General features: G+C 59.9%; 12 protein-coding genes. 8 read left to right on the top strand and 4 right to left on the bottom strand.

The window, feature by feature from the left end; all coding sequences use genetic code 11:
• The 3 genes from VK725_RS13685 to VK725_RS13675 form a co-directional block, all read left to right on the top strand.
• Positions 1-533, top strand: a 533-nt coding sequence (locus VK725_RS13685) for an efflux RND transporter permease subunit (RefSeq protein WP_325318612.1), incomplete at its 5' end; no start/stop codon positions are given.
• Between the two features lie 8 nt (positions 534-541).
• Positions 542-1987, top strand: a complete 1446-nt coding sequence (locus tag VK725_RS13680) for an efflux transporter outer membrane subunit (RefSeq protein ID WP_325318611.1) — start codon at positions 542-544, stop codon at positions 1985-1987.
• A gap of 19 nt (positions 1988-2006) precedes the next feature.
• Entirely contained in the window at positions 2007-2897 is an 891-nt protein-coding gene (locus tag VK725_RS13675) for an aldo/keto reductase (protein ID WP_325318610.1), read from the top strand.
• Positions 2898-2928: 31 nt separating this feature from the next.
• On the opposite strand, the gene VK725_RS13670 is transcribed toward VK725_RS13675, so the two are convergent.
• From VK725_RS13670 to VK725_RS13660, 3 genes are all read right to left on the bottom strand, one after another.
• On the bottom strand, positions 2929-3858 hold the full coding sequence (locus VK725_RS13670; RefSeq protein ID WP_325318609.1) for a 5'-nucleotidase: 930 nt from the start codon (positions 3856-3858) through the stop codon (positions 2929-2931).
• 60 nt (positions 3859-3918) lie between these two features.
• Entirely contained in the window at positions 3919-4680 is a 762-nt protein-coding gene (locus tag VK725_RS13665) for an NAD kinase (protein WP_325318608.1), read from the bottom strand.
• 107 nt (positions 4681-4787) lie between these two features.
• On the bottom strand, positions 4788-9713 hold the full coding sequence (locus tag VK725_RS13660) for an NAD-glutamate dehydrogenase (protein ID WP_325318607.1): 4926 nt from the start codon (positions 9711-9713) through the stop codon (positions 4788-4790).
• A gap of 469 nt (positions 9714-10182) precedes the next feature.
• Between VK725_RS13660 and VK725_RS13655 the strand changes: the two genes are divergently transcribed.
• Both VK725_RS13655 and VK725_RS13650 read left to right on the top strand, forming a co-directional pair.
• Positions 10183-11379, top strand: a complete 1197-nt coding sequence (locus tag VK725_RS13655; RefSeq protein WP_325318606.1) for an efflux RND transporter periplasmic adaptor subunit — start codon at positions 10183-10185, stop codon at positions 11377-11379.
• Between the two features lie 11 nt (positions 11380-11390).
• Entirely contained in the window at positions 11391-14582 is a 3192-nt protein-coding gene (locus tag VK725_RS13650; protein WP_325318605.1) for an efflux RND transporter permease subunit, read from the top strand.
• Between the two features lie 169 nt (positions 14583-14751).
• Here VK725_RS13650 and VK725_RS13645 read toward each other — a convergent pair whose 3' ends face one another.
• A complete protein-coding gene (locus VK725_RS13645) occupies positions 14752-15912 on the bottom strand; it encodes an acyl-CoA dehydrogenase family protein (RefSeq protein WP_325318604.1) in 1161 nt (386 codons plus the stop codon).
• 218 nt (positions 15913-16130) lie between these two features.
• Here VK725_RS13645 and VK725_RS13640 point away from each other — a divergent pair, with 218 nt between their 5' ends.
• From VK725_RS13640 to metH, 3 genes are read left to right on the top strand one after another with little or no spacing between them, the layout of a single operon-like run.
• Complete coding sequence (locus VK725_RS13640; RefSeq protein WP_325318603.1) at positions 16131-17057, top strand: metalloregulator ArsR/SmtB family transcription factor; 927 nt, start codon at positions 16131-16133, stop codon at positions 17055-17057.
• 11 nt (positions 17058-17068) lie between these two features.
• Positions 17069-18148, top strand: coding sequence for a homocysteine S-methyltransferase family protein (locus VK725_RS13635; protein WP_325318602.1), 1080 nt, complete (start codon positions 17069-17071; stop codon positions 18146-18148).
• 8 nt (positions 18149-18156) lie between these two features.
• Complete coding sequence (metH, locus tag VK725_RS13630) at positions 18157-20865, top strand: methionine synthase (RefSeq protein ID WP_325318601.1); 2709 nt, start codon at positions 18157-18159, stop codon at positions 20863-20865.
• Positions 20866-20923 lie beyond the last annotated feature (58 nt).

Below are 20923 nucleotides of genomic sequence, written 5' to 3'. Positions count from 1 at the left end.
TGATCCTCGCGGCACTGGCGGCCGTCTATATCGTGCTCGGCATGCTCTACGAGAACACCGTCCACCCGATCACCATCCTGTCGACCCTGCCATCGGCGGGCATCGGCGCCACTCTGGCGCTACTGATCTTCGGCACACCGTTCTCGGTGATCGCGATGATCGGCATCATCCTGCTGATCGGCATCGTCAAGAAGAACGCGATCATGATGATCGACGTCGCCATCCACCTGCAGCGCGACGAAGGTTACGAACCGCAGAAAGCGATTCACGATGCGGCGGTGGTTCGTCTTCGCCCGATCATGATGACGACAGCTGCTGCGGTGCTCGGCGCGGTGCCGCTGGCGGTAGGTATCGGCCAGGGCGCCTCGTTGCGCCAGCCCCTTGGTATCACCGTAATGGGCGGTTTGATTCTCAGCCAGATATTCACCCTGTACACCACGCCGGTGATTTACCTCTACCTCGACCGTCTGCGTGCACGACTCGCCGGCTGGTCGGCCACATTGCCGTGGAACAGATCGGACGCAAGCGCATGAACATGAAGATGACCCGCACAGCTCTAGCTGCTTCGCTCGCTGTATTGCTTGGCGGCTGCATGGTCGGCCCGAATTATCATCGCCCTGACGTGCCTGTGGCGCCGCAGTACAAGCCGCTGCCTGGGTGGACGCAAGCCACGCCGGAAGCCGAAGCGCCAAAAGGCGACTGGTGGACCGACTTCAACGACCCGCTGCTCAATCAGCTGGAACCGATGGTGTCTGTGTCCAACCAGAATGTACGTGAGGCCTACTACAACTATCAGGAAGCCGTCGCCGAAGTGCAGGTGGCGCGCGCCAGTTTGTTTCCCACTATTGGCATTACCGGCTCGGCAACCAAACAGCGGACCGCAAAGAGTGACTTGAGCACGGGCAGCAGCACCGCTTTCAAACCGATAAGCACGTCTGGCTCGCTGGAAGGCAACATCAGCTGGGCGCCTGACATTTGGGGCAAAGTGCGCCGCCAGGTCGAGGAGAACAAGGCGACCGCGCAGGCAAGTGAAGCCACTCTTGCCAATGCCACGCTCTCTGAACAAACGGCCCTGGCCACGGCCGTGATCGAACTGCGCGTGGTCGATACCAACATCGATCTGCTGCAAAAGACCGTCGATGAGTACAAAGAATTTCTGCGCGTCGTCGAAAACCAAGGTAATGCCGGCACCACGCCGCCGTCCGATGTGATTTCGGCACGTACACAGCTGGAAAGCGCCCAGTCGAGCCTGATCGCACTTGGCGTGTCGCGCGCGCAAGACGTCCACGCAATTGCCGTGCTGGTCGGCAAGAATCCGGAAGATCTCGATATTCCGCACAGTACGGCGCTGCCTGTGCTGCCGAGCATTCCCGTCGGCATGCCGTCGACGTTGTTGCAGCGTCGCCCGGATATTGCTGTCGCCGAACGCCAGATGGCCGCACAGAACGCGGCAGTCGGCGTTGCAGTAGCCGCGTACTATCCCAACTTCACCTTGAATGCGGCGGATGGTTTCTCGCAGTCACCGTTGGCCGGTCTGCTGCACGCTGCCAATCACGTATGGTCGTTGGGCGCCGATGTGGATGAAACCGTCTTCGACTTTGGTCAACGCCACGGTGAAGTCGCTGCAGCGAAAGCCACTTACGAGGCATCTGTCGCCAGTTACCGACAGACCGTGCTCGGTGCGTTCCAGAATGTCGAAGACGATCTTTCCGGTATAACCATTCTTGCGCAGCAAGCGCAGGTCCAGGATCAGGTCGTGCAAAACGCCACGGAAGGCGCACGCATCGCCGTCAACGAATATCAGGCGGGCACGGTCGACTACACCACTGCTGCCACGGCCGAAACCACCAAACTGAGTGCGCAGGAAACGGCGCTCAGCGTGCAACAACAACGCTTGCTCGACACCGTGTCGTTGATCGGCGATCTGGGTGGTGGCTGGTCGGCCGATCAACTGAGCGATTCGAAGAAGCCGTCCGACTCACGCTAAAGCCACCACGCGATATCTTATGCCTCCAGAAAAGTCTGCCCACCGCTTCGAGCTCTCCCCCATCGTCGCAGGCCTGTGGCGCATCGCGGACTGGAATCTAAGCGTTGCCGATCGTGTGCGCTGGATCGAACAGGCACTGGAACTCGGCATTACATCGTTCGATCACGCGGATATCTATGGCAGCTATCGTGCGGAATCGCTATTCGGCGACGCACTGAAAGCATCGCCAAACTTGCGCCAGCGCATGCAACTTGTCACAAAGTGCGGTATTCGTTTGCGTACCACCGAGCGCGACTATCGCGTGAACCACTACGACACAAGCGCAGTGTACGTTCGCGCTCAAGTCGAGCAATCGCTTCGCAACTTGCACACCGATCGCCTGGATCTGGTGCTGATTCATCGCCCCGACTATCTGATGGATGCCGCTGAGCTGGCCGACACGTTCAAAACCCTGACACGCGAAGGAAAGGTCGCGCATTGGGGTGTGTCCAATCACAACACGCATCAGTTCGCTTTATTGCATCAGCATCATCCGCTGATGACCAATCAAATCGAGCTTTCGCCATTGCAAATGAGCGCATTGGACGACGGGACGCTGGATCAGCAACAGCAATTTGGTTTGCGCCCGATGATCTGGTCGCCGCTGGCAGGCGGCCGTCTCTTCAACGAAGCGGATGAACAGGCCGATCGCGTGCGCAGTGAGATGTCCGCCATCGCCGCGCGACATAATGTGAGCCTCACCACGCTCGCCTTCGCCTGGATACTCCGCCACCCTTCCCGGCCGCATCCCATCACGGGAACCGGCCGAATAGACGGTTTACGCGACGCCGTCGCCGCGCTGGACGTCGAGCTCGATGCCCAGGACTGGTATGCGATTTGGGTCGCCAATGAAGGGCATGGGGTTCCCTGATTCACGAGAGTCAAAGGCTATAGGGTGAGCTTCAGCCGTTGCTGACGCCGTGCGGCACATGTCCTGTCGCAACATGCCTACGCGCGGACTCGACGTTGGCAGGAGAGTCATCGAAAAATATATCTGCGCCGAAGGCGTCGAGAAACGGGCCTTTGTCGCGTCCGCCGAGAAAAAGCGCCTCGTCGATACGCACACCCCAACGACGCAGCGTGAGAATCACGCGTTTGTGCGCGGGTGCGGAACGCGCGGTGACAAGCGCGGTGCGAATCGGTGAATTTTCCGCGGGAAAAGCCGCCTGCAAACGATGCACGGCCGTCAGAAAACCGCGGAACGGTCCCACGGAAAGTGGCTCATCGGCCAACTCCGTCTCGCTTCGATGGAATGCCTCAAGACCTTCTTCACGCGATACGCGTTCGCCCTCATCGCCAAAGATGACGGCATCGCCGTCGAATGCGATACGCAGCTGTTCGCTCGCACGCGGCGGAGCCGTCGAAGGCAGGATGGTGGCCGCTGCGACACCCGCCTTCAACGCACGCCCCACATCTTCCGCGTTGGCAGACAGAAACAGATCCGCCTTGAACGGTGCAATGTAGTCGGACGTCGGCGCACCGCTAGTGAACGCCGCACGGCTGATTTCCAACCCGTAATGCTGGATGGCATTGAAGATGCGCAATCCCGTATCACCCGAATTACGCGACAGCAAAATCACCTCGACGGGTGGCACATCGCCGGCGAGCCTGTTCAAACCGAGCAGCTTCTGCACCAGCGGAAACGCCACGCCAGGCTTCAGAATCTCGTTCTCATGCTCGATCTGAAATGCGCGATAGGCATCCAGTCCGTTGCGCTCGAACAAGTCATGACTATCGCCGAGGTCGAACAGCGCACGCGACGAAATCGCAACCACGAGCCGATTGTCGGTCGCAGCTTTGGGATCGTGGACTGTTTTGCCTTCGCGAGTCATGGGGAAAGATGCAGGTTGCCGTGTTCAATCTAGCAAAAAGTTGAGGACGCCGCGCCGCACTCAGTCGGCGGCGAACTGCTCGTCCAGGATACGCTGTTCGAGATTGTGCTCCGGATCGAACAGCAATCGCACGCCATCTTCCCGTGCCTGGCGGATTTCGACATTGCGTACATTGCGTACTTCGAGGAAGTCGGCGGTTGCGCTGACCGGTCGTTTGCCAGGATCGAGCACGCGTAGACTGACCAACGTGCGATGCGGCAGAATCGCACCGCGCCAGCGACGCGGGCGGAAGGGGCTGATCGGTGTCAGCGCAAGCACATTGGCGTCCAGCGGCAGAATCGGGCCATGTGCGGAAAGGTTATACGCCGTGGAGCCCGCTGGCGTGGAAACGAGGATGCCATCGCAAATCAGCGTCGTGAGTTTCACGATGTCGTTGAGCTTCACCTCAACGTGCGCCGCCTGATTGGTTTGTCGCAGCAACGACACTTCGTTGAAGGCCAGTGCGCGGTTTGTCTGACCATCCGCATCCGTGGTAATCATTTCGAGCGGGAACAACTGCGCTGTGTGCGAGCGCTCGATGCGCTCGGCCAGTTCGTCGAGCCGGTATTTGTTCATCAAGAAGCCGACGCGGCCGAGCTTCATGCCATAGACAGGCACAGGAATGGCTCGATGAGCGTGCAATGTGCGCAGCATGAAGCCGTCGCCACCCAGCGCGACGATCACTTCGGCGTCTGTCGCAGGTACGTCGCCATAGAGTTCGACAAGCTTGCGACGTGCCTGTTGGGCAACGTTGGTCTCGCTGGCGACGAAAGCAAGGCGCATAAGATCCGTCTTCGGTGAGTGTCGTGTCTTTGAGCTTACGACACGACGAGGGGCAAGACCATGATGGACTTGCCCCTCTGAGGTTACTGCTTAAACCACCGCTCGCGTCAGGCCACGGGCACCTGCGCCAGCTGTGCCAGACGACGTACCGCTACCGAGGCAATCGGATAGTCGGCGTTCTGGGTCAGGATTTCAGCCAGCATCGTGCGGGTGTACTTGAGCGTGGGATCATCACGATCGAGCCATGCCTGCACCGGCGATTTACCCGCACTCTTGCCGGTCAACGCAAGCACCTGCGTGGCGAGCGCACGATGCTGATGGTTGAGTTCGTCCAGCAGCGAACCGCGCGCCTGCGCATGCCAGTGACCATCGACCGGCAGTGCTTCGATCTGACCGCGCAACCATTCCAAGTCCAGCGCGTGACCGAGTTCGTAGAACACGTTGGCGACCTTGGCGATGGGCTCGCCGGTTTGCTGAGCCACTTCGACCATATCGAGCATGGCGCGCAGCTCCGGCAGTTTGGCCAGCGGCAACGCGAGGTCCGCAGGCAGGCCAAGGCCTTCCCACTTTTCCTGACTGGTGCCGAAGTCGGCTTTGCCGGCCGGCGTTAGTGTTTCGGGCAACGTGGCAGCGAGTTCGGCCACGGCAGACTGATAACGCTCCACGTTGGCAGCGATTTCCAGGGTGCCGCCTGGGCGGCTCAGCAGCCAGCGCGTGATATGACGCAGCAGCGACCAGATCTGCAGGATCGCGTCCACCTGCGTGCCTTCCGCGACCTTGCTGTCTTGCGCTTCAATTTGCGCCCAGAGATCGCGTGCACCAAGGATTTCGCGCGCAGCGGTGTACGCCTTGGCGATAGCGGCCGGACCGTGCCCCGTATCTTCCTGCATGCGCATCATGAAGGTGGCGCCCATGCGATTGATGGTGGAGTTGGTAACAGCCGTGGCGATAATTTCGCGCTTCAGGCGGTGACGCTGCATATGCGCGGCGTACTTGTCGTGCAACGGTGCAGGGAAGTAGCGTACCAGTTCCTTAGACAGGTACGGATCTTCCGGCACATCCGAATCGAGCAATTGCTGATACAGACGGATCTTGTCGTACGACAGCAACACCGACAGTTCCGGACGCGTCAGGCCCAGGCCGCTCTTCTTGCGATCGGCAAGTTCGGTTTCGCTGGGCAGATTTTCCACCACGCGATCGAGCAGGCCTTCGCCTTCCAGTGTGCGGATGAAGTGCGCCATCGAGCCGATGCGGTGCGCCGACTGATGTTCCATCAGCGTGATCGCCTGATTCTGGCGATAGTTGTCCCACAGCACCAGCTGACCGACTTCATCAGTCATCGACGCAAGTTGCTGATTGCGTCCGTCGACCGAAATCTCACCGCGCTGTACGGCGTCGTCGAGCAGTATCTTGATGTTCACTTCGTGGTCGGAGGTGTCCACGCCCGCGGAGTTATCGATGAAGTCGGTATTGAGTAGCACGCCATGCTGCGCCGCTTCGATACGACCCTTCTGCGTGAAGCCGAGATTGCCACCCTCGCCCACGACCTTGCAGCGCAGTTCCGCACCGTTGATGCGCAACGCGTTGTTGGCGCGATCGCCCACATCCGCGTGTGTTTCGCTAGCGGCCTTCACGTAGGTGCCGATACCGCCGTTCCACAACAGATCGATGGGTGCCTTGAGGATCGCGTTGAGCAGATCCGTCGGCGAGAGATGCTGCACGTCCGACTTCAAGCCAAGCACCGTGCGCACTTCCGGGGAAATCGGAATCGACTTCACGCTGCGCGGCCACACGCCGCCACCCGTGGAAATGAGCGACTTGTCGTAGTCATCCCAGCTGGAACGCGGCAGCTTGAACATGCGTTCGCGCTCGATGAAAGAACGCTCCGTATCCGGATTCGGATCGAGGAAGATGTGGCGATGGTCGAACGCGGCAAGCAAGCGAATGTGGCGCGACAACAGCATGCCGTTGCCGAACACGTCGCCGGACATATCGCCAATACCCACGCAGGTGAAATCTTCGGTCTGCGTGTCGCGTCCCAGCGCACGGAAGTGACGCTTTACCGATTCCCACGCACCCTTGGCGGTGATGGCCATGCCCTTGTGGTCGTAACCATTCGAACCACCGGAGGCAAACGCGTCGCCCAGCCAGAAACCATGTTCGACCGAAATGGCGTTGGCGATATCGGAGAACGTCGCGGTGCCCTTGTCGGCAGCAACGACCAGGTACGGATCGTCGTCGTCATGACGCACGACATCGTGCGGCGGCACCACCTTGCCTTCGACGAGATTGTCGGTGATATCGAGCAGGCCGCTGATGAACAGACGGTAGCAAGCGATGCCTTCCGCCAGTTGCGCATCGCGATCGCCGCCGACCGGCGGATGCTTGACGAAGAAGCCGCCTTTCGAACCCACCGGCACGATCACGGTGTTCTTCACCATCTGCGCTTTGACGAGGCCCAGCACTTCGGTGCGGAAATCTTCACGACGATCCGACCAGCGCAAACCACCACGCGCAACCGGACCGAAGCGCAGGTGAATACCTTCTACTCGCGGTGCGTACACGAAGATTTCGCGATAGGGCACCGGCTTAGGCGCATCTGGCACCTGCTTCGAATCGAACTTGAAGCTGATGTAATGCCGCGGCTTGCCATCCCACAGCTGGTAGAAGCTTGTGCGCAACGTAGCGCGGATGGTGTTCATGAAGCTCAGCAGGATACGTTCGTCGTCGAGACTGGCCACGTCGTCGAGCAGCGTCTTGAGCGCCTCCCAAATCACGTGAATCTGCTGTTCGCGCGGCTGAGCAAGCACCGCCACCATGCCGTCGACCAGCTCGGGCTTCGCCTTCTGCGTATCCGGCGAAATCAACGCCTGCATTTCGCGACGAAGATCAGACTGCGCCCTTTCCAGTTCCGCCGGGGCGAGCTGTTCGCGACGCGGATCGAACTTGGCGTTGAACAGCTCGATCAACAATCCAGCGATGGCAGGATAACGGTTGAGCGTTTCCTCCATGTAGCTCTGCGAGAACGCAATGCCCACCTGCTGCAAGTACTTGCAATAGCCGCGCAACACAGCCACCTGACGCCAGTCGGCGCACGCGGTCAACACAAGATTGTTGAAGCCGTCGCTTTCCGCGTCGCCGCGCCACAGCGCTTCGAAGCTGCGTTCGAAACGTTCGCGCAGGTGCGGCAGCTCAAATACCAGCGGCGATTTCGTCTTAAGCTCAAAGTCGTGAATGGTGAGCAGGCGGCCATCGCTTTCGAGCGTGTAGACGTGCTCGGCGAGCATGCGCACGCCCATGTTCTCCAGCATCGGTAGCGCTTCGGAGAGCGAGATCGGCGCGCCCACGTGGATGACTTTGAAACGCAGGCTGTTGTCGCGCGGATCGCTATAGAGACTCAAGTGAATCGAATCGTCGCTCTTGAGCCCCGACAGCGCCATCACGTCATGCGCAGCCACTTCCGGCGAGACGTCTTCGATGTAGCCCGCCGGCAGCATCTTGCCGAAGCGATTGAACAAGGCGACACCGTTGCCGACGCCCGCATGACCCACCAGGCTTTCGCGCAGACCATCCTGCCAATTGCGCACGATATGCAGCAGCTTGGCTTCCAGATCCTGCACGTTGTATACCGGATGATCGCCCGGACGCGGACGAACCGTGACATGCAGACGTGCCAGTGCGGCTTCGCCCATCAGCACGTTGGAATCGACGCTTTCGCCGTGGAAAGCGTCGCGCAGCATGTCCTCGATGCGCTCACGTACCGTGGTGTTGAAGCGATCGCGCGGCACAAACACCAGGCAGGTGAAGAAACGGCCATAACGATCACGGCGAACGAACAGGCGCGCACGCGCACGCTGCTGCAGCTCGAGAATGCCGGTGGCGGTGGTGAACAGCTCTTCTTCACCGCTCTGGAACAACTCTTCCTGGGGCAGCGTTTCGAGAATGTGGCGAAGCGATTTGCCGGAGTGCGAATCGCGCTTCAAACCCGAACGCGCCAGCACCGCCTCCACGCGCTGGCGAACCAGCGGAACGTCCTGCGGACGCGTCATGTAGGCATTGGACGTGAACAGGCCGAGGAAACGCTGCTCTGAAATGGGCCGGCTTTTCTCGTCGAACTTCAGGACGCCGACGTAATCCATGTTGCCTGCGCGGTGCACATGCGAACGCGCGTTGGTCTTGGTGAGAATGATGGCGTCGGTAGAGCCGGACTGCGGCAGCTCGCTCGCCGCCAGCGTGCGCAGAGAGCGCGGCGCCACTGAGCGTTCGCTCTTGTGCAGAATGCCCAAGCCCGAACCTTCCATCGAGCGCAGGACTTCATCGCCATCGGTCTTCGCGACTTCGTATTCGCGATAGCCGAGGAACGTGAAGTTGTCGTCGGCGAGCCAACGCAGGAATTCGCTGGCTTCCTGCACCGATGCGGCATCGAGCTGGAGCTTGCGGTTGGGCAGATCGTTGGCGATGGACAGCGCCTTGTCGCGCATCGCACTCCAGTCGCGCACCGCGGCGCGCACGTCTTCCAGCGCGGCTTCGATTTGGGATTTGAGCTTTTCCTGGACAGCCGGGTCGGATTCGACGCTGTCCAGCTCCAGGTGCATCACCGATTCGGGCTGGCCGTGCTCATCGCCAATGCGCTGCAGTTGGCCGTTGGCATCGCGGGTCACCTTCACAACGGGGTGGATCACCGCATGAATCGGCGAATGCGACGAGATCACCATGCTGACCGTGTCCACCAGGAACGGCATATCATCGGTGACTATTTCGACGGCGCTGCGTGCCGCGTGACCGGCGCCGGTGACACGCACCGATGCGCGACCGGGCTGACGCTGCTGCATGAAATCGATGAGACCCGCAACGACCGTCGCCCATTCGGCAGGTGTGTGCAGCTCGATATCGCTGGAGGCTATGCGCGCAAAAAATGCGCTGATAAAAATTTGCGCCTCATCAAGGCGCTTCGTCGGAAAACCGCTTTTTTTCAACTCTTCGAGCACGACAGACGCGAGGGGGATGTCGTTGGCCGCACGGATCGCATTCATGGCTTCTACTTAGAAGTGGAGACAGGTGGGAATGGAGCGGAAAGCCGTAAAAGGATACGCTTGGCACCGCATTGAATCCATCGGCAGCGCAGCAACCAAGCACATTCGCAAGCGTTCGGATCAGCCTACAGTCAGCACGTTTCAGTACGTGTTCTTTCGGCAGCGAAGAGGGCGGGTATGCGATGCATGTATCGCGTTGCGGCTTCGACGCGCGCAGATCACATAGGCGGCCGATAACGGCCGTTCTGCCGGCCCTGTCTTCAGTCACTCCAAAAAAGGCTGGATTCGCCGTCACGATAAATTGTAAACTGCTCGGTATAGTCTACCGACCCCGGTCGTTGGGGACGAACGACACGGGACAAAACGGCTTTTATCCGATAAACGTAAAATCTTCCGGCACCGAAATCGCTGGGAAGCAAGACCGCCGTAGCCCCACCCCCTACCCGATCATGCAAGTCATGGAGTTCTCATGAAGTCGACGTTAATGCGCACACCGGTGTTGTGCCTCAGCCTGACGGTGCTCGCCGCCTGCGGTGGCGGCAAACAACCACCTCCGCCCCCGACACCCACGGTAGGTGTGGTAACGGTGCAGCCGCAGAGCGTTCCGCTCACCAAAGATCTCGTCGGGCGCCTGTCGGCCTATCGCAGCGCGGACGTACGTGCCCGCGTGTCGGGCCTGCTGCTCAAGCGCGTTTATACGGAAGGAGCCGAGGTCAAGGCGGGCCAGCTGATGTTCCAGATCGATCCGGCGCCCTATAAGGCAGCGCTGGATGCCACCCTGGCGACGCTAGCCTCGGCCCAGGCCACTTACACGAATGCCCATATCGTCGCCGAGCGCGACCGCGCGCTGGTACCGAAGGGTTATATTTCGAAGGCACAGCTAGACTCGGACGAAGCGAACGAGCGCAGCTCGGCTGCCGCCGTGAAGCAAGCCGAGGCCAATGTGCAGACCGCACGGGTCAACCTGAGCTACACCAACATCACCTCGCCTATTGCCGGCCATTCCGGCGAACAGCAGGTCACTGAAGGTGCGATCGTGGGTACCGGCACCACCGACAGCGGTTCCAGCTCCACGCTGCTGACGACGGTCAACCAGCTCGACCCGATGTATGTGAACTTCACCGTCAGCGCGGCGGATATGGATGCGCTCACGCATGCGCAGAGCACCGGCTCGGTAAACCTGTCCGAGCAGGACAAAACCGTCGTGCAGGTCAAAATGCCTGGCGGCTCCAATTACGACCACCTTGGCACGCTCGATTTCTCCGATACCTCGGTGAACCCCACCACGAACGCGATCAACCTGCGCGCGCTGGTGCCGAATCCGCAGCGTCGCTTGCTGCCGGGTCAGTACGTCACGCTGACAATCGACATGGGGCGCCTCAACAACGTGTTCCTGGTACCGCAGGCTGCGGTGCAGCGCGATGTCGGCGGCGCATTCGTGCTGACCGTCGGACAGGACGGCAAGGTGGCACAAAAGCGCATCACGGCAGACACGATGAGCGGCCTGAGCTGGGTTGTCCCCACCGGCCTTTCCGCGGGCGACCAAGTGATCGTATCGGGCATTCCGGCCGTCAAGCCGGGTGGCCCGGCCAAGGCCCAACCGTGGCAGCCTGATCAATCGCAGGCTCAGCAGCCCGGTCAGGCTCCTGCCGCCGGCAAGCAGTAAGGAGACCGCTGATGCCGAGTTTCTTTATCGACCGCCCCATTTTCGCGTGGGTGGTAGCTATCTTGATCACCTTGGTCGGCACCATCTCGGTGTTGAACATGGGTGTGGAGTCGTACCCCAACATCGCGCCGCCGCAGGTAACCGTGCAGGCGAGCTTCCCCGGCGCCAGCGCCGCCACGATGGAAAGCACGGTCACGCAGGTGATCGAGCAGCAGCTCACCGGTATCGACAACCTGCTCTACTTCAGCTCTTCGTCGAACCAGAACGGTACGGCGACGATCACGCTGAGCTTTGCGACCGGCACCAACCCTGACATCGCGCAGGTGCAGGTGCAGAACAAGGTATCGCTGGCGCAGCCGCAGTTGCCGGCCGAAGTGGTGCAGCAAGGCGTCGTGGTGGCCAAGAGCAACCCGGACTTCCTGATGTTCGTGGCGCTCACCTCCAGCAACCCGGACATCAAGAGCGACCGCCTCAACGACATCGTCGCTTCGCAGGTGCTCAACCAGATCGCGCGTATCCCCGGCGTCGGCAACACCTTCCAGGTGGGTTCCGAATACGCGGTGCGTGTGTGGTTGAATCCGGACAAGATGCAGGCTTACGGCATCTCTGCCAGCACCGTGGAAAGCGCGATTTCCCAGCAAAACGTGCAGTTCGCTGCGGGTTCACTGGGCGCGGATCCGGCCGGTCCGGGCCAGAGTTTTACCGCCACGGTATCGGCGGAAGGTTTGTTCTCCTCGCCGGAGCAGTTCGGCAACATCATTCTGCGTGCCGATGCGGACGGCACCGTTGTGCGCATGAAAGACATCGCACGCATCGAGTTCGGTCCACAGACGTACGGCTTCACCTCGCAATGGAGCGGCAGTCCAACGGGCGGCTTCGGTATCCAGCTGCTGCCGGGTGCGAACGCGCTGAATGTGGCCGAAGCCGTGCGCGCGAAGATGGATGAACTTGCGAAAGACTTCCCGCAGGGTGTCAGCTGGTTCGCGCCGTACGACAGCACGCCGTTCGTGACGGTGTCGATCAAGGAAGTGGTCCGCACACTGATCGAGGCGATCATCCTCGTCTTCTTGGTGATGCTGATCTTCCTGCAGAACTTCCGCGCCACAATCATTCCGACGCTGGTGATTCCGGTCGCGCTGCTGGGTACCTTCATCGGTCTTTCGCCGATGGGTTTCACCATCAACCAGCTGACTCTGTTCGGCATGGTGCTGGCGATCGGCATCGTGGTGGACGACGCGATCGTGGTGATCGAGAACGTCGAACGCATCATGACGGAAGAAAACCTGTCGCCCAAAGAAGCGACTCGCAAAGCGATGGAGCAGATCACCGGCGCCATCATTGCGATTACCGTGGTGCTCGCGGCGGTGTTCGTGCCATCGGCACTGCAACCGGGTGCAACCGGCGTCATCTACAAGCAGTTCGCGCTGACCATCGCGGTGTCGATGGGTTTCTCCGCGTTCCTCGCGCTGTCCTTCACGCCAGCACTTTGCGCCACCATCCTCAAGCCCACGCACGAAGAAAAGAAGAATTTCTTCTACAATTGGTTCAACAAGATGTTCGACTGGGTGACCAACACCTACCACGGACATATCGGCAGTGCCGTGCGGCATGCGCCGCGTTGGATGATTGTGTTCGCGCTCGTCGCGATGCTCGCCGGCTTCATGTACACCAAACTGCCGACAAGCTTCGTGCCAAACGAAGACCAGGGTTTCGCGCTTGCAATCGTCAGCCTGCCGCCCGGCGCCACGCTGGAACGCTCCCTGACGGTCATGAAAGAAATCCGCGACAAAATGGACGCCAGTCCACTTAAGAACGACTACGTCGGCATGTTCCAGATCAGCGGCTTCAGCTTCGTTGGCCAGAGCGAAAGCACGGGCATGGTCTTCATGAAGCTCGCGGATTGGGATAAACGATCCATCACCGCGGACGATTTCATCCTGAAGGCGAACGGCGTCCTGCACGGCGTGCGCGATGCACAGATCTTCGTGGTGAACCTGCCGACGATCCGCGGCCTCAGCCAGTTCGGCGGTCTGGATATGTATCTGCAGGCACGCGCCGGCCAGTCACGCGCCGACCTCACCGCCGCGCGCAACATACTGCTGGGCAAAGCGGCGAAGGATCCGACGCTGTTCGGCATTCGCCCGAACATCCTGCCGGATGCACCGCAATACAACCTCACCGTCGATCGCGTGCAGGCCGAAGCGTTGGGTCTGTCGGTCAGCGATGTGTACACCGCCATCCAGTTGCTGCTGGCGCCGGTGTACATCGACAACTTCCTGTACGGCGGACGCGTGAAGCGCGTGATGGTGCAGGCCGATGCACCGTTTCGTATGAGTCCGGAAGCGTTCGAGCACATTTACACGCCCAGTTCGTTGAGCACGTCCACGACGGGTACGTCGAGCAACACCACGGTGTCCTCCGCGAACGGCCCGTTCAACATGATCCCGCTATCGAGCGTTGTGAATGCGACGTGGGGCATGGGCTCACCTTCGCTCACCCGCTACAACGGCTACTCAGCGGTGGAAATCGTGGGTGATGCGGCGAAGGGCTACTCCACTGGTCAGGCCATGTCGACGATGCAGGGTTTCGTCGACAAGGATCTACCGTTCGGTTACGGCGCGGACTGGACCGGTCAGTCGTATCAGGAATTGCTCGCCGGTAACTCAGCCACGCTGCTGATGATGCTGTCGATCTTCATCGTGTTCCTGTGCTTGTCCGCGCTGTACGAAAGCTGGTCGATTCCGGTTGCCGTGCTGCTGGTGGTGCCGCTGGGTCTGCTGGGCATGTGTGCGTTCATGATGCTGCGCGGCTTCCCGAACGACATGTACTTCAAGATCGGCATGGTGACGGTGGTCGGTCTGGCCGCGAAGAACGCGATTCTGATCGTGGAATTCGCCGTCGAGCAGCAAGCCCTGGGCAAGACGCTATTCGATGCGGTGCTTACCGCCGCTCGCCTGCGACTGCGTCCGATCCTGATGACCTCGCTGGCCTTCATCCTCGGTGTGCTGCCACTGATTACCTCAAGCGGTGCCGGCGCCAACTCGCGTCACGAAATCGGTACCGCGGTGATCGGCGGCATGTTGTTCGCCACCTTCCTCGGCTTGTTACTGATTCCGGTGTTCTACGTCAGCGTGCGTCGCGCGCTGGGCGACAAGCTTGATGAAACAACACACAAGCTGGCTCGCCAGGAACACGAACACTGACCGAATAGTCCGCACCAACGAAAAAGCCCCGGTGAATAACCGGGGCTTTTTTTAATGGCGATTCGCCGACCGTTAGTCCAGGCTCTTGGTACCGACATTGCGTGTGAAGAGCTGTCCGTCCTGCCATGGCGGCGCTCTGCGGATCAACCGCAGAGCCCGGCATCACCGATCAGCGCAGACCTGTTTCGGCGCGTGCAATCACCATGCGCTGAATTTCGCTGGTGCCTTCGTAGATCTCGGTGATCTTGGCATCGCGGAAGTAACGCTCCAGCGGCATTTCCTTCGAATAACCCATGCCACCGTGAATCTGCACGGCCTGATGCGCAATCCACATGGCCGCTTCTGACGCTACCAGCTTTGCAACCGAGGCTTCCGTACCGAAGCGACCGCCATTCTTTTCGGCTTGGCCCTTCGTCCACGCTGCGCGCAGCGTCAGCAGCGTGGCGGCGTCGAGTTTGCACTTCATGTCGGCAATCTTGGCCTGCGTCATCTGAAACGTGCCGATCGGATGACCGAACGCCTTGCGGTCGCGCGACCATTGCAGCGTCGCCTCATAAGCGGCGCGGGCGATGCCAACGGCCTGCGAAGCAATGCCGATACGGCCGGCGTCGAGCACACCCATCGCAATGGAGAAGCCCTTGCCTTCCTTGCCCAGCAGATCGTCCTTCGAACAAACGTAATCGTTGAATTCGATTTCGCACGTCGCCGATGCGCGAATACCCAGTTTTGGCTCGGTCTTGCCCGCGTGGAAACCCGGCTTGTGCGTATCGATGATGAAAGCCGACACACCTTTCGCACCGATACCCGGCGTAGAGATGGCAAACAACACGATATAGCGCGCCACGGGGCCGGAGGTGATCCAGCTCTTTTTGCCGTTGATCACCCAGTCGCCGTCGGCATTCTTCGTGGCACGCGTGTGCATGGCCGATGCATCGGAGCCCGACTGCGGCTCGGTCAACGCATACGCGCCGATCGCATCGCCTTCTGCAATCGCGCGCACGTACTTCTGCTTCTGCTCTTCCGTACCGTGCTTGAGGATGCCATTGCAGAACAGCGAGTTGTTCACCGACATGATCGTGGCGGTCGCAGCGTCGGCCGCGGCAATCTCGATCATCGCCAGAACATAGCCAATCGGGTCCAGACCGGCACCGCCGTATTCGTGCGGCACTTCGATACCCATCAGGCCGAGCTGACCCATCTCGCGAATGTTTTCCAACGGAAACTCGCCCTTCGCATCGAGTTCGGCCGCCACAGGCACGATGCGCTTGAGCGCGAAATCACGCGCGATGGCCTGAATCGCCAACTGATCTTCGGTAAAGCTGAAATCCATGGGAGCACCGGGAGCTATAGATATGGGGAGCCGGACATTTTAACCGGGCTGGGCAATTGGCTTTGTGCGGGTGCAGCAGAAGACCCACACCTCAGCCTGGAGCTCGTCATTCCCGCGAAAGCTGGAATGACGGCTAAAAGCCCCCCTTGGCAACTCTTGACGCCCCTACTCGCGAAGCCTACCCTTAACATCTCTCTATCGCGATATAAGGATGCACGATGGATCTGGCTACCGCCTCCAGCGTGTTGCGCCTCCTGGCCGATCCCACTCGCGTGCGGCTTCTGGCGTTGCTGGAACGCGAGGAATTGACGGTCGCCGAACTGGCCTCCGTGCTCCACCTGGCGCAACCGCGCGTCTCCACGCATCTGGCCAAGCTCAAGGAAGCCGAGCTGGTCCGGGACCGTCGCGCCGGCGTGTCGGCTTATTATCGCGCCAACAGTGAAGGTGACGAACATCGGCAGGCGCTGATCCGCTCATTGCGCGAAAGCATCGATGACGCGCTTATCCGCGAAGATGCCGACCGCCTTCCCTCGGTGCTGGCCGAGCGCGCTCGCGACGAAGGTTGGGCCGACACCGTCGCGGGGGATATGGAGCGTCATTACTCGCCTGGACGAACCTGGGAAACGTTGTCGCGCTCCCTGCTGCAGTTGCTGGAAACCGGTGACGTGCTGGATATCGCCTCCGGCGATGGCGTAACGGCGGAGCTACTCGCACCGCACGCACGCTCTATTGTCTGCATCGATGCCAGTGAGCGTGTGGTGGAAGCGGCCACTAAACGCCTCGCTCAATACAAAAACGTCCAAGTGCGGCATGGCGACATGCATGCGCTTTCGCTCGACGCCAAACGCGTCGACCTTGTGTTGATGTTGCACGCCCTCACCTACTCCGAGCATCCGGACAAGGCGATGGCCGAAGCGTCGCGCGTGTTGCGTCCAGGCGGCCGATTACTGGCCGTCACGCTGGGCAAGCACGATCACCGTCCGGTGGTCGAACCCTTCGATCATCGCAACCTCGGTTTCACCCAGGCCGAACTCACCGATCTGGCCCAAAAAGCCGGCCTCGATGTGATCAGCTGCAATCGTTTGAGCCGTGAGCGCAAAGCGCCGCATTTCGAAGTCATCAGCCTGCTCGCGCGCAAGCCGTAAGGAGTCCCCCAATGAGCGCACTTCCCTGGTTACATCCTGACCGTGTCGCGTTGCTGGAAAACGCGCTGCGCGAACGCATCCTGATCCTCGATGGCGGCATGGGCACCATGCTGCAGGGTCATCAACTGGATGAAGAAGGTTTTCGCGGCGAACGTTTTGTGGACGGCCACGACAGTCATCACACGCACGATCATGCCGGCAGTTGCGATCTGAAAGGCAACAACGACCTGCTGACGCTGACCAAGCCGGACATCATCCGTGGCGTGCACGAGGCTTATCTCCAAGCCGGTGCCGATCTGGTCGAAACCAATACGTTCAACTCCACGCGTATCAGCCAGGCCGACTATCACCTCGAACATCTCGCATACGAGCTCAATCGCGAAGGCGCCAAGCTGGCGCGCGCGGCGTGCGATGCGTATACCGCGAAGAATCCCGCCAAACCGCGCTTTGTCATCGGCGTGCTCGGCCCGACAAGCCGTACGGCATCGCTGTCGCCCGACGTGAACGATCCAGGTTTCCGCAACGTCACGTTTGAAGAACTCGTTGCCAACTACACCGAATCGACCAACGGGCTGATCGATGGCGGCGCCGACATCGTCATGGTCGAAACCATCTTCGACACGCTCAACGCCAAAGCCGCGCTGTTCGCCATCAGCGAACTTTTCCGTGAACGCGGTGCGCGTTTACCGGTGATGATCTCCGGTACGATCACCGACCGCTCCGGCCGCACACTTTCCGGTCAGACGGCCGAAGCGTTCTATTACTCCGTGAAGCACATTCGCCCGTTGTCGGTCGGCTTGAATTGCGCGCTCGGTGCTGCCGATTTACGCCCACATGTGCAAACGCTCTCCAACATCGCCGAGTGCTTCATCAGCACGCATCCCAACGCGGGGCTGCCCAACGCATTTGGTGAATACGACGAAACGCCGGCACAGATGGCGTCCGTGATCGGCGGCTTCGCACGCGATGGCTTGCTTAACATGGTGGGCGGCTGTTGCGGCACCACACCCGCGCACATCAAAGCCATCGCCGAGGCCGTAAGCGTGTGTACGCCCCGCGCCCTATCCACTGAATCCGCACAGGCAGCATGAGCGCAACGATGTCCCGTCACACCCGCCTGTCCGGCCTTGAGCCGTTGGTCATCACGCCAGATCTGCTTTTCGTCAACATCGGCGAACGTACCAACGTCACCGGCTCGGCGCAGTTCAAGAAACTGATCAAGGAAGATCGCTACGAAGAAGCCGTCGACGTCGCGCGCCAACAGGTTGCCAATGGCGCGCAGATCATCGACGTGAACATGGACGAAGGCCTGATCGATTCGGAAGCCGCGATGACGCGTTTCCTCAATTTGATCGCCGCCGAACCGGACATTGCTCGCGTGCCGGTGATGGTGGACTCCTCCAAGTGGACCGTCATCGAAGCCGGTTTGCGCTGCCTGCAAGGCAAAGGTGTTGTCAATTCGATCTCGATGAAGGAAGGCGAAGAGCAGTTCCTTGAGCACGCGCGCAAGGTGCAGCAGTACGGTGCTGCCGTTGTCGTCATGGCATTCGACGAACAGGGCCAGGCTGACACGTGCGCGCGCAAGGTGGAAATCTGCACGCGCGCCTACAAGTTGCTTACCGAAAAACTCGACTTCCCCCCGGAAGACATCATCTTCGACCCGAATATCTTTGCCATCGGAACCGGCATCGAAGAGCACAACAACTATGCGGTGGACTTCATCGAGGCCACACGCGAACTGAAAAAGCGCTTCCCGCTCAGCCACATTTCCGGTGGCGTATCCAATGTGTCGTTCTCGTTCCGCGGCAACAACACGGTACGCGAAGCCATCCACTCAGTATTCCTGTATCACGCCATCAAGGCGGGCATGGACATGGGTATCGTCAACGCGGGTGCGTTGATGATCTACGACGATGTGCCAGAGGACCTGCGCGAGCGCGTCGAAGATGTGGTGCTCAACCGCCGTCCGGATGCCACCGAGCGCCTGCTCGAAATCGCTGAAAACTACAGAGGCAAGAAAGGCGAAGTCGTTGTCGAAAATCTCGCGTGGCGCGAAAAGCCCGTGCAGGAGCGGCTTGCACATGCCCTCGTCCACGGCATCGATCAATATGTGGACGAAGATACCGAACAAGCACGCCAACTATCCACACGTCCCCTCGACGTGATCGAAGGCCCGTTGATGGCCGGCATGAACATCGTGGGCGACCTGTTTGGCTCCGGCAAAATGTTTCTGCCGCAGGTGGTGAAGTCCGCGCGTGTGATGAAGAAAGCCGTGGCTTATCTGCTGCCGTACATCGAAGAAGAAAAACTGCGCACCGGTGATGCAGGTAAGAACAACGGCACTATTGTGATGGCGACCGTCAAAGGCGATGTGCACGACATCGGTAAGAACATCGTCGGCGTCGTACTTCGTTGCAATAACTTCGAGGTCATCGACCTTGGCGTAATGGTGCCGGCACAGAAGATTCTCGACACCGCGCGCGAACATAACGCGGACATCATCGGTCTTTCCGGACTTATCACTCCTTCGCTCGAAGAAATGAGCCAGGTCGCGCGCGAGATGCAGCGACAAGATTTCCACATCCCGTTGTTGATAGGTGGCGCGACCACCTCGCGCGCGCATACGGCATTGAAGATCGAGCCGCATTACAAATCGCCGACCGTGTGGGTTAAAGACGCCTCGCGCGCGGTCGGCGTGGCGCAGTCGCTCGTCAGCAAAGAGTTGGTCGACAACTTCATGACAAAAATCCGCGTCGAATACGCGGATATTCGTGAGCGCCATAAAAATCGCGGCGCGGCCAAAACACTCGTACCACTGGAACACGCACGCGGACAGCGCTTCACGTGCGACTGGGCAAACTACACGCCGCCACAGCCCAAGAAACCCGGCCTTACCGTTTTCGACAACTACAATCTGACCGAATTGCGTGATTACATCGATTGGACGCCCTTCTTTCAGACATGGGAACTTGCCGGCCACTACCCTGCCATCCTTGAGGATGAGGTAGTCGGCAAACAAGCCACAGAACTGTTTGCCGACGCGCAGGCGATGCTCGACAAGATCATTGCGGAGCGCTGGCTCACCGCACGCGGCGTGATCGGTTTTTGGCCTGCGAATGGCATCGGCGATGACATCGAACTCGCCCTAAGCCCCTCTCCCTCCGGGAGAGGGATTGGCGAGAGGGGAGTTATGCGGTTACACCATCTTCGTCAGCAGGCCGAGAAGCCAGTCGAACGGCCGGACTTTTGTCTTTCCGATTTCATCGCTCCCAAGGAAGCAAAAAAGCAGGATTGGCTGGGCGGCTTCGCCGTCACTGCGGGCATTGGCATTGAAGAACATGTCGCACGCTTCGAAGCTGCGCATGATGACTATTCGTCCATTCTTCTCAAGGCACTTGCTGATCGCTTCGCCGAAGCCTTTGCCGAACGCATGCACGAACGTGTGCGTCGCGAGTTCTGGGGCTATCAACCGGACGAATCGCTCGACAGTGAATCGTTAATCGCCGAGAAATACTCAGGCATTCGCCCTGCTCCGGGTTATCCAGCCTGTCCCGATCACACAGAAAAAACGGTGCTCTTCGAACTGCTCGATGCGCCTAATAATGCAGGTATTGAATTGACCGATGGCTTTGCGATGTACCCTGCCTCGGCCGTGTCCGGCTGGTATTTTTCGCATCCAGACAGCCAGTACTTTGTCGTGGGCCGCATCACGCGCGAACAAGTCGAAGACTACGCAAAGCGCAAAGGCTGGACGCGCCAGGAAGCCGAACGCTGGCTGGCGCCCAATCTCGACTACGATCCCGAATAAACCGACAGCCGTAGGCTGGGTTGCGCTTCGCTAACCCAACCTACGTCGTCTATGTCGA

The organism is Dyella sp. (genome assembly GCF_035486915.1).
Lineage (GTDB): Bacteria > Pseudomonadota > Gammaproteobacteria > Xanthomonadales > Rhodanobacteraceae > Dyella_B.
Note: the sequence above shows the minus strand (reverse complement) of the source record. Positions and strands in the feature narration are given on the sequence as shown.

Coding starts and splice junctions, on each gene's coding strand:
- VK725_RS13680 (WP_325318611.1), top strand. CDS start 542: ATGACCCGCACAGCTCTAGCTGCTTCGCTCGCTGTATTGCTTGGCGGC.
- VK725_RS13675 (WP_325318610.1), top strand. CDS start 2,007: ATGCCTCCAGAAAAGTCTGCCCACCGCTTCGAGCTCTCCCCCATCGTC.
- VK725_RS13670 (WP_325318609.1), bottom strand. CDS start 3,858: ATGACTCGCGAAGGCAAAACAGTCCACGATCCCAAAGCTGCGACCGAC.
- VK725_RS13665 (WP_325318608.1), bottom strand. CDS start 4,680: ATGCGCCTTGCTTTCGTCGCCAGCGAGACCAACGTTGCCCAACAGGCA.
- VK725_RS13660 (WP_325318607.1), bottom strand. CDS start 9,713: ATGAATGCGATCCGTGCGGCCAACGACATCCCCCTCGCGTCTGTCGTG.
- VK725_RS13655 (WP_325318606.1), top strand. CDS start 10,183: ATGAAGTCGACGTTAATGCGCACACCGGTGTTGTGCCTCAGCCTGACG.
- VK725_RS13650 (WP_325318605.1), top strand. CDS start 11,391: ATGCCGAGTTTCTTTATCGACCGCCCCATTTTCGCGTGGGTGGTAGCT.
- VK725_RS13645 (WP_325318604.1), bottom strand. CDS start 15,912: ATGGATTTCAGCTTTACCGAAGATCAGTTGGCGATTCAGGCCATCGCG.
- VK725_RS13640 (WP_325318603.1), top strand. CDS start 16,131: ATGGATCTGGCTACCGCCTCCAGCGTGTTGCGCCTCCTGGCCGATCCC.
- VK725_RS13635 (WP_325318602.1), top strand. CDS start 17,069: ATGAGCGCACTTCCCTGGTTACATCCTGACCGTGTCGCGTTGCTGGAA.
- metH (WP_325318601.1), top strand. CDS start 18,157: ATGTCCCGTCACACCCGCCTGTCCGGCCTTGAGCCGTTGGTCATCACG.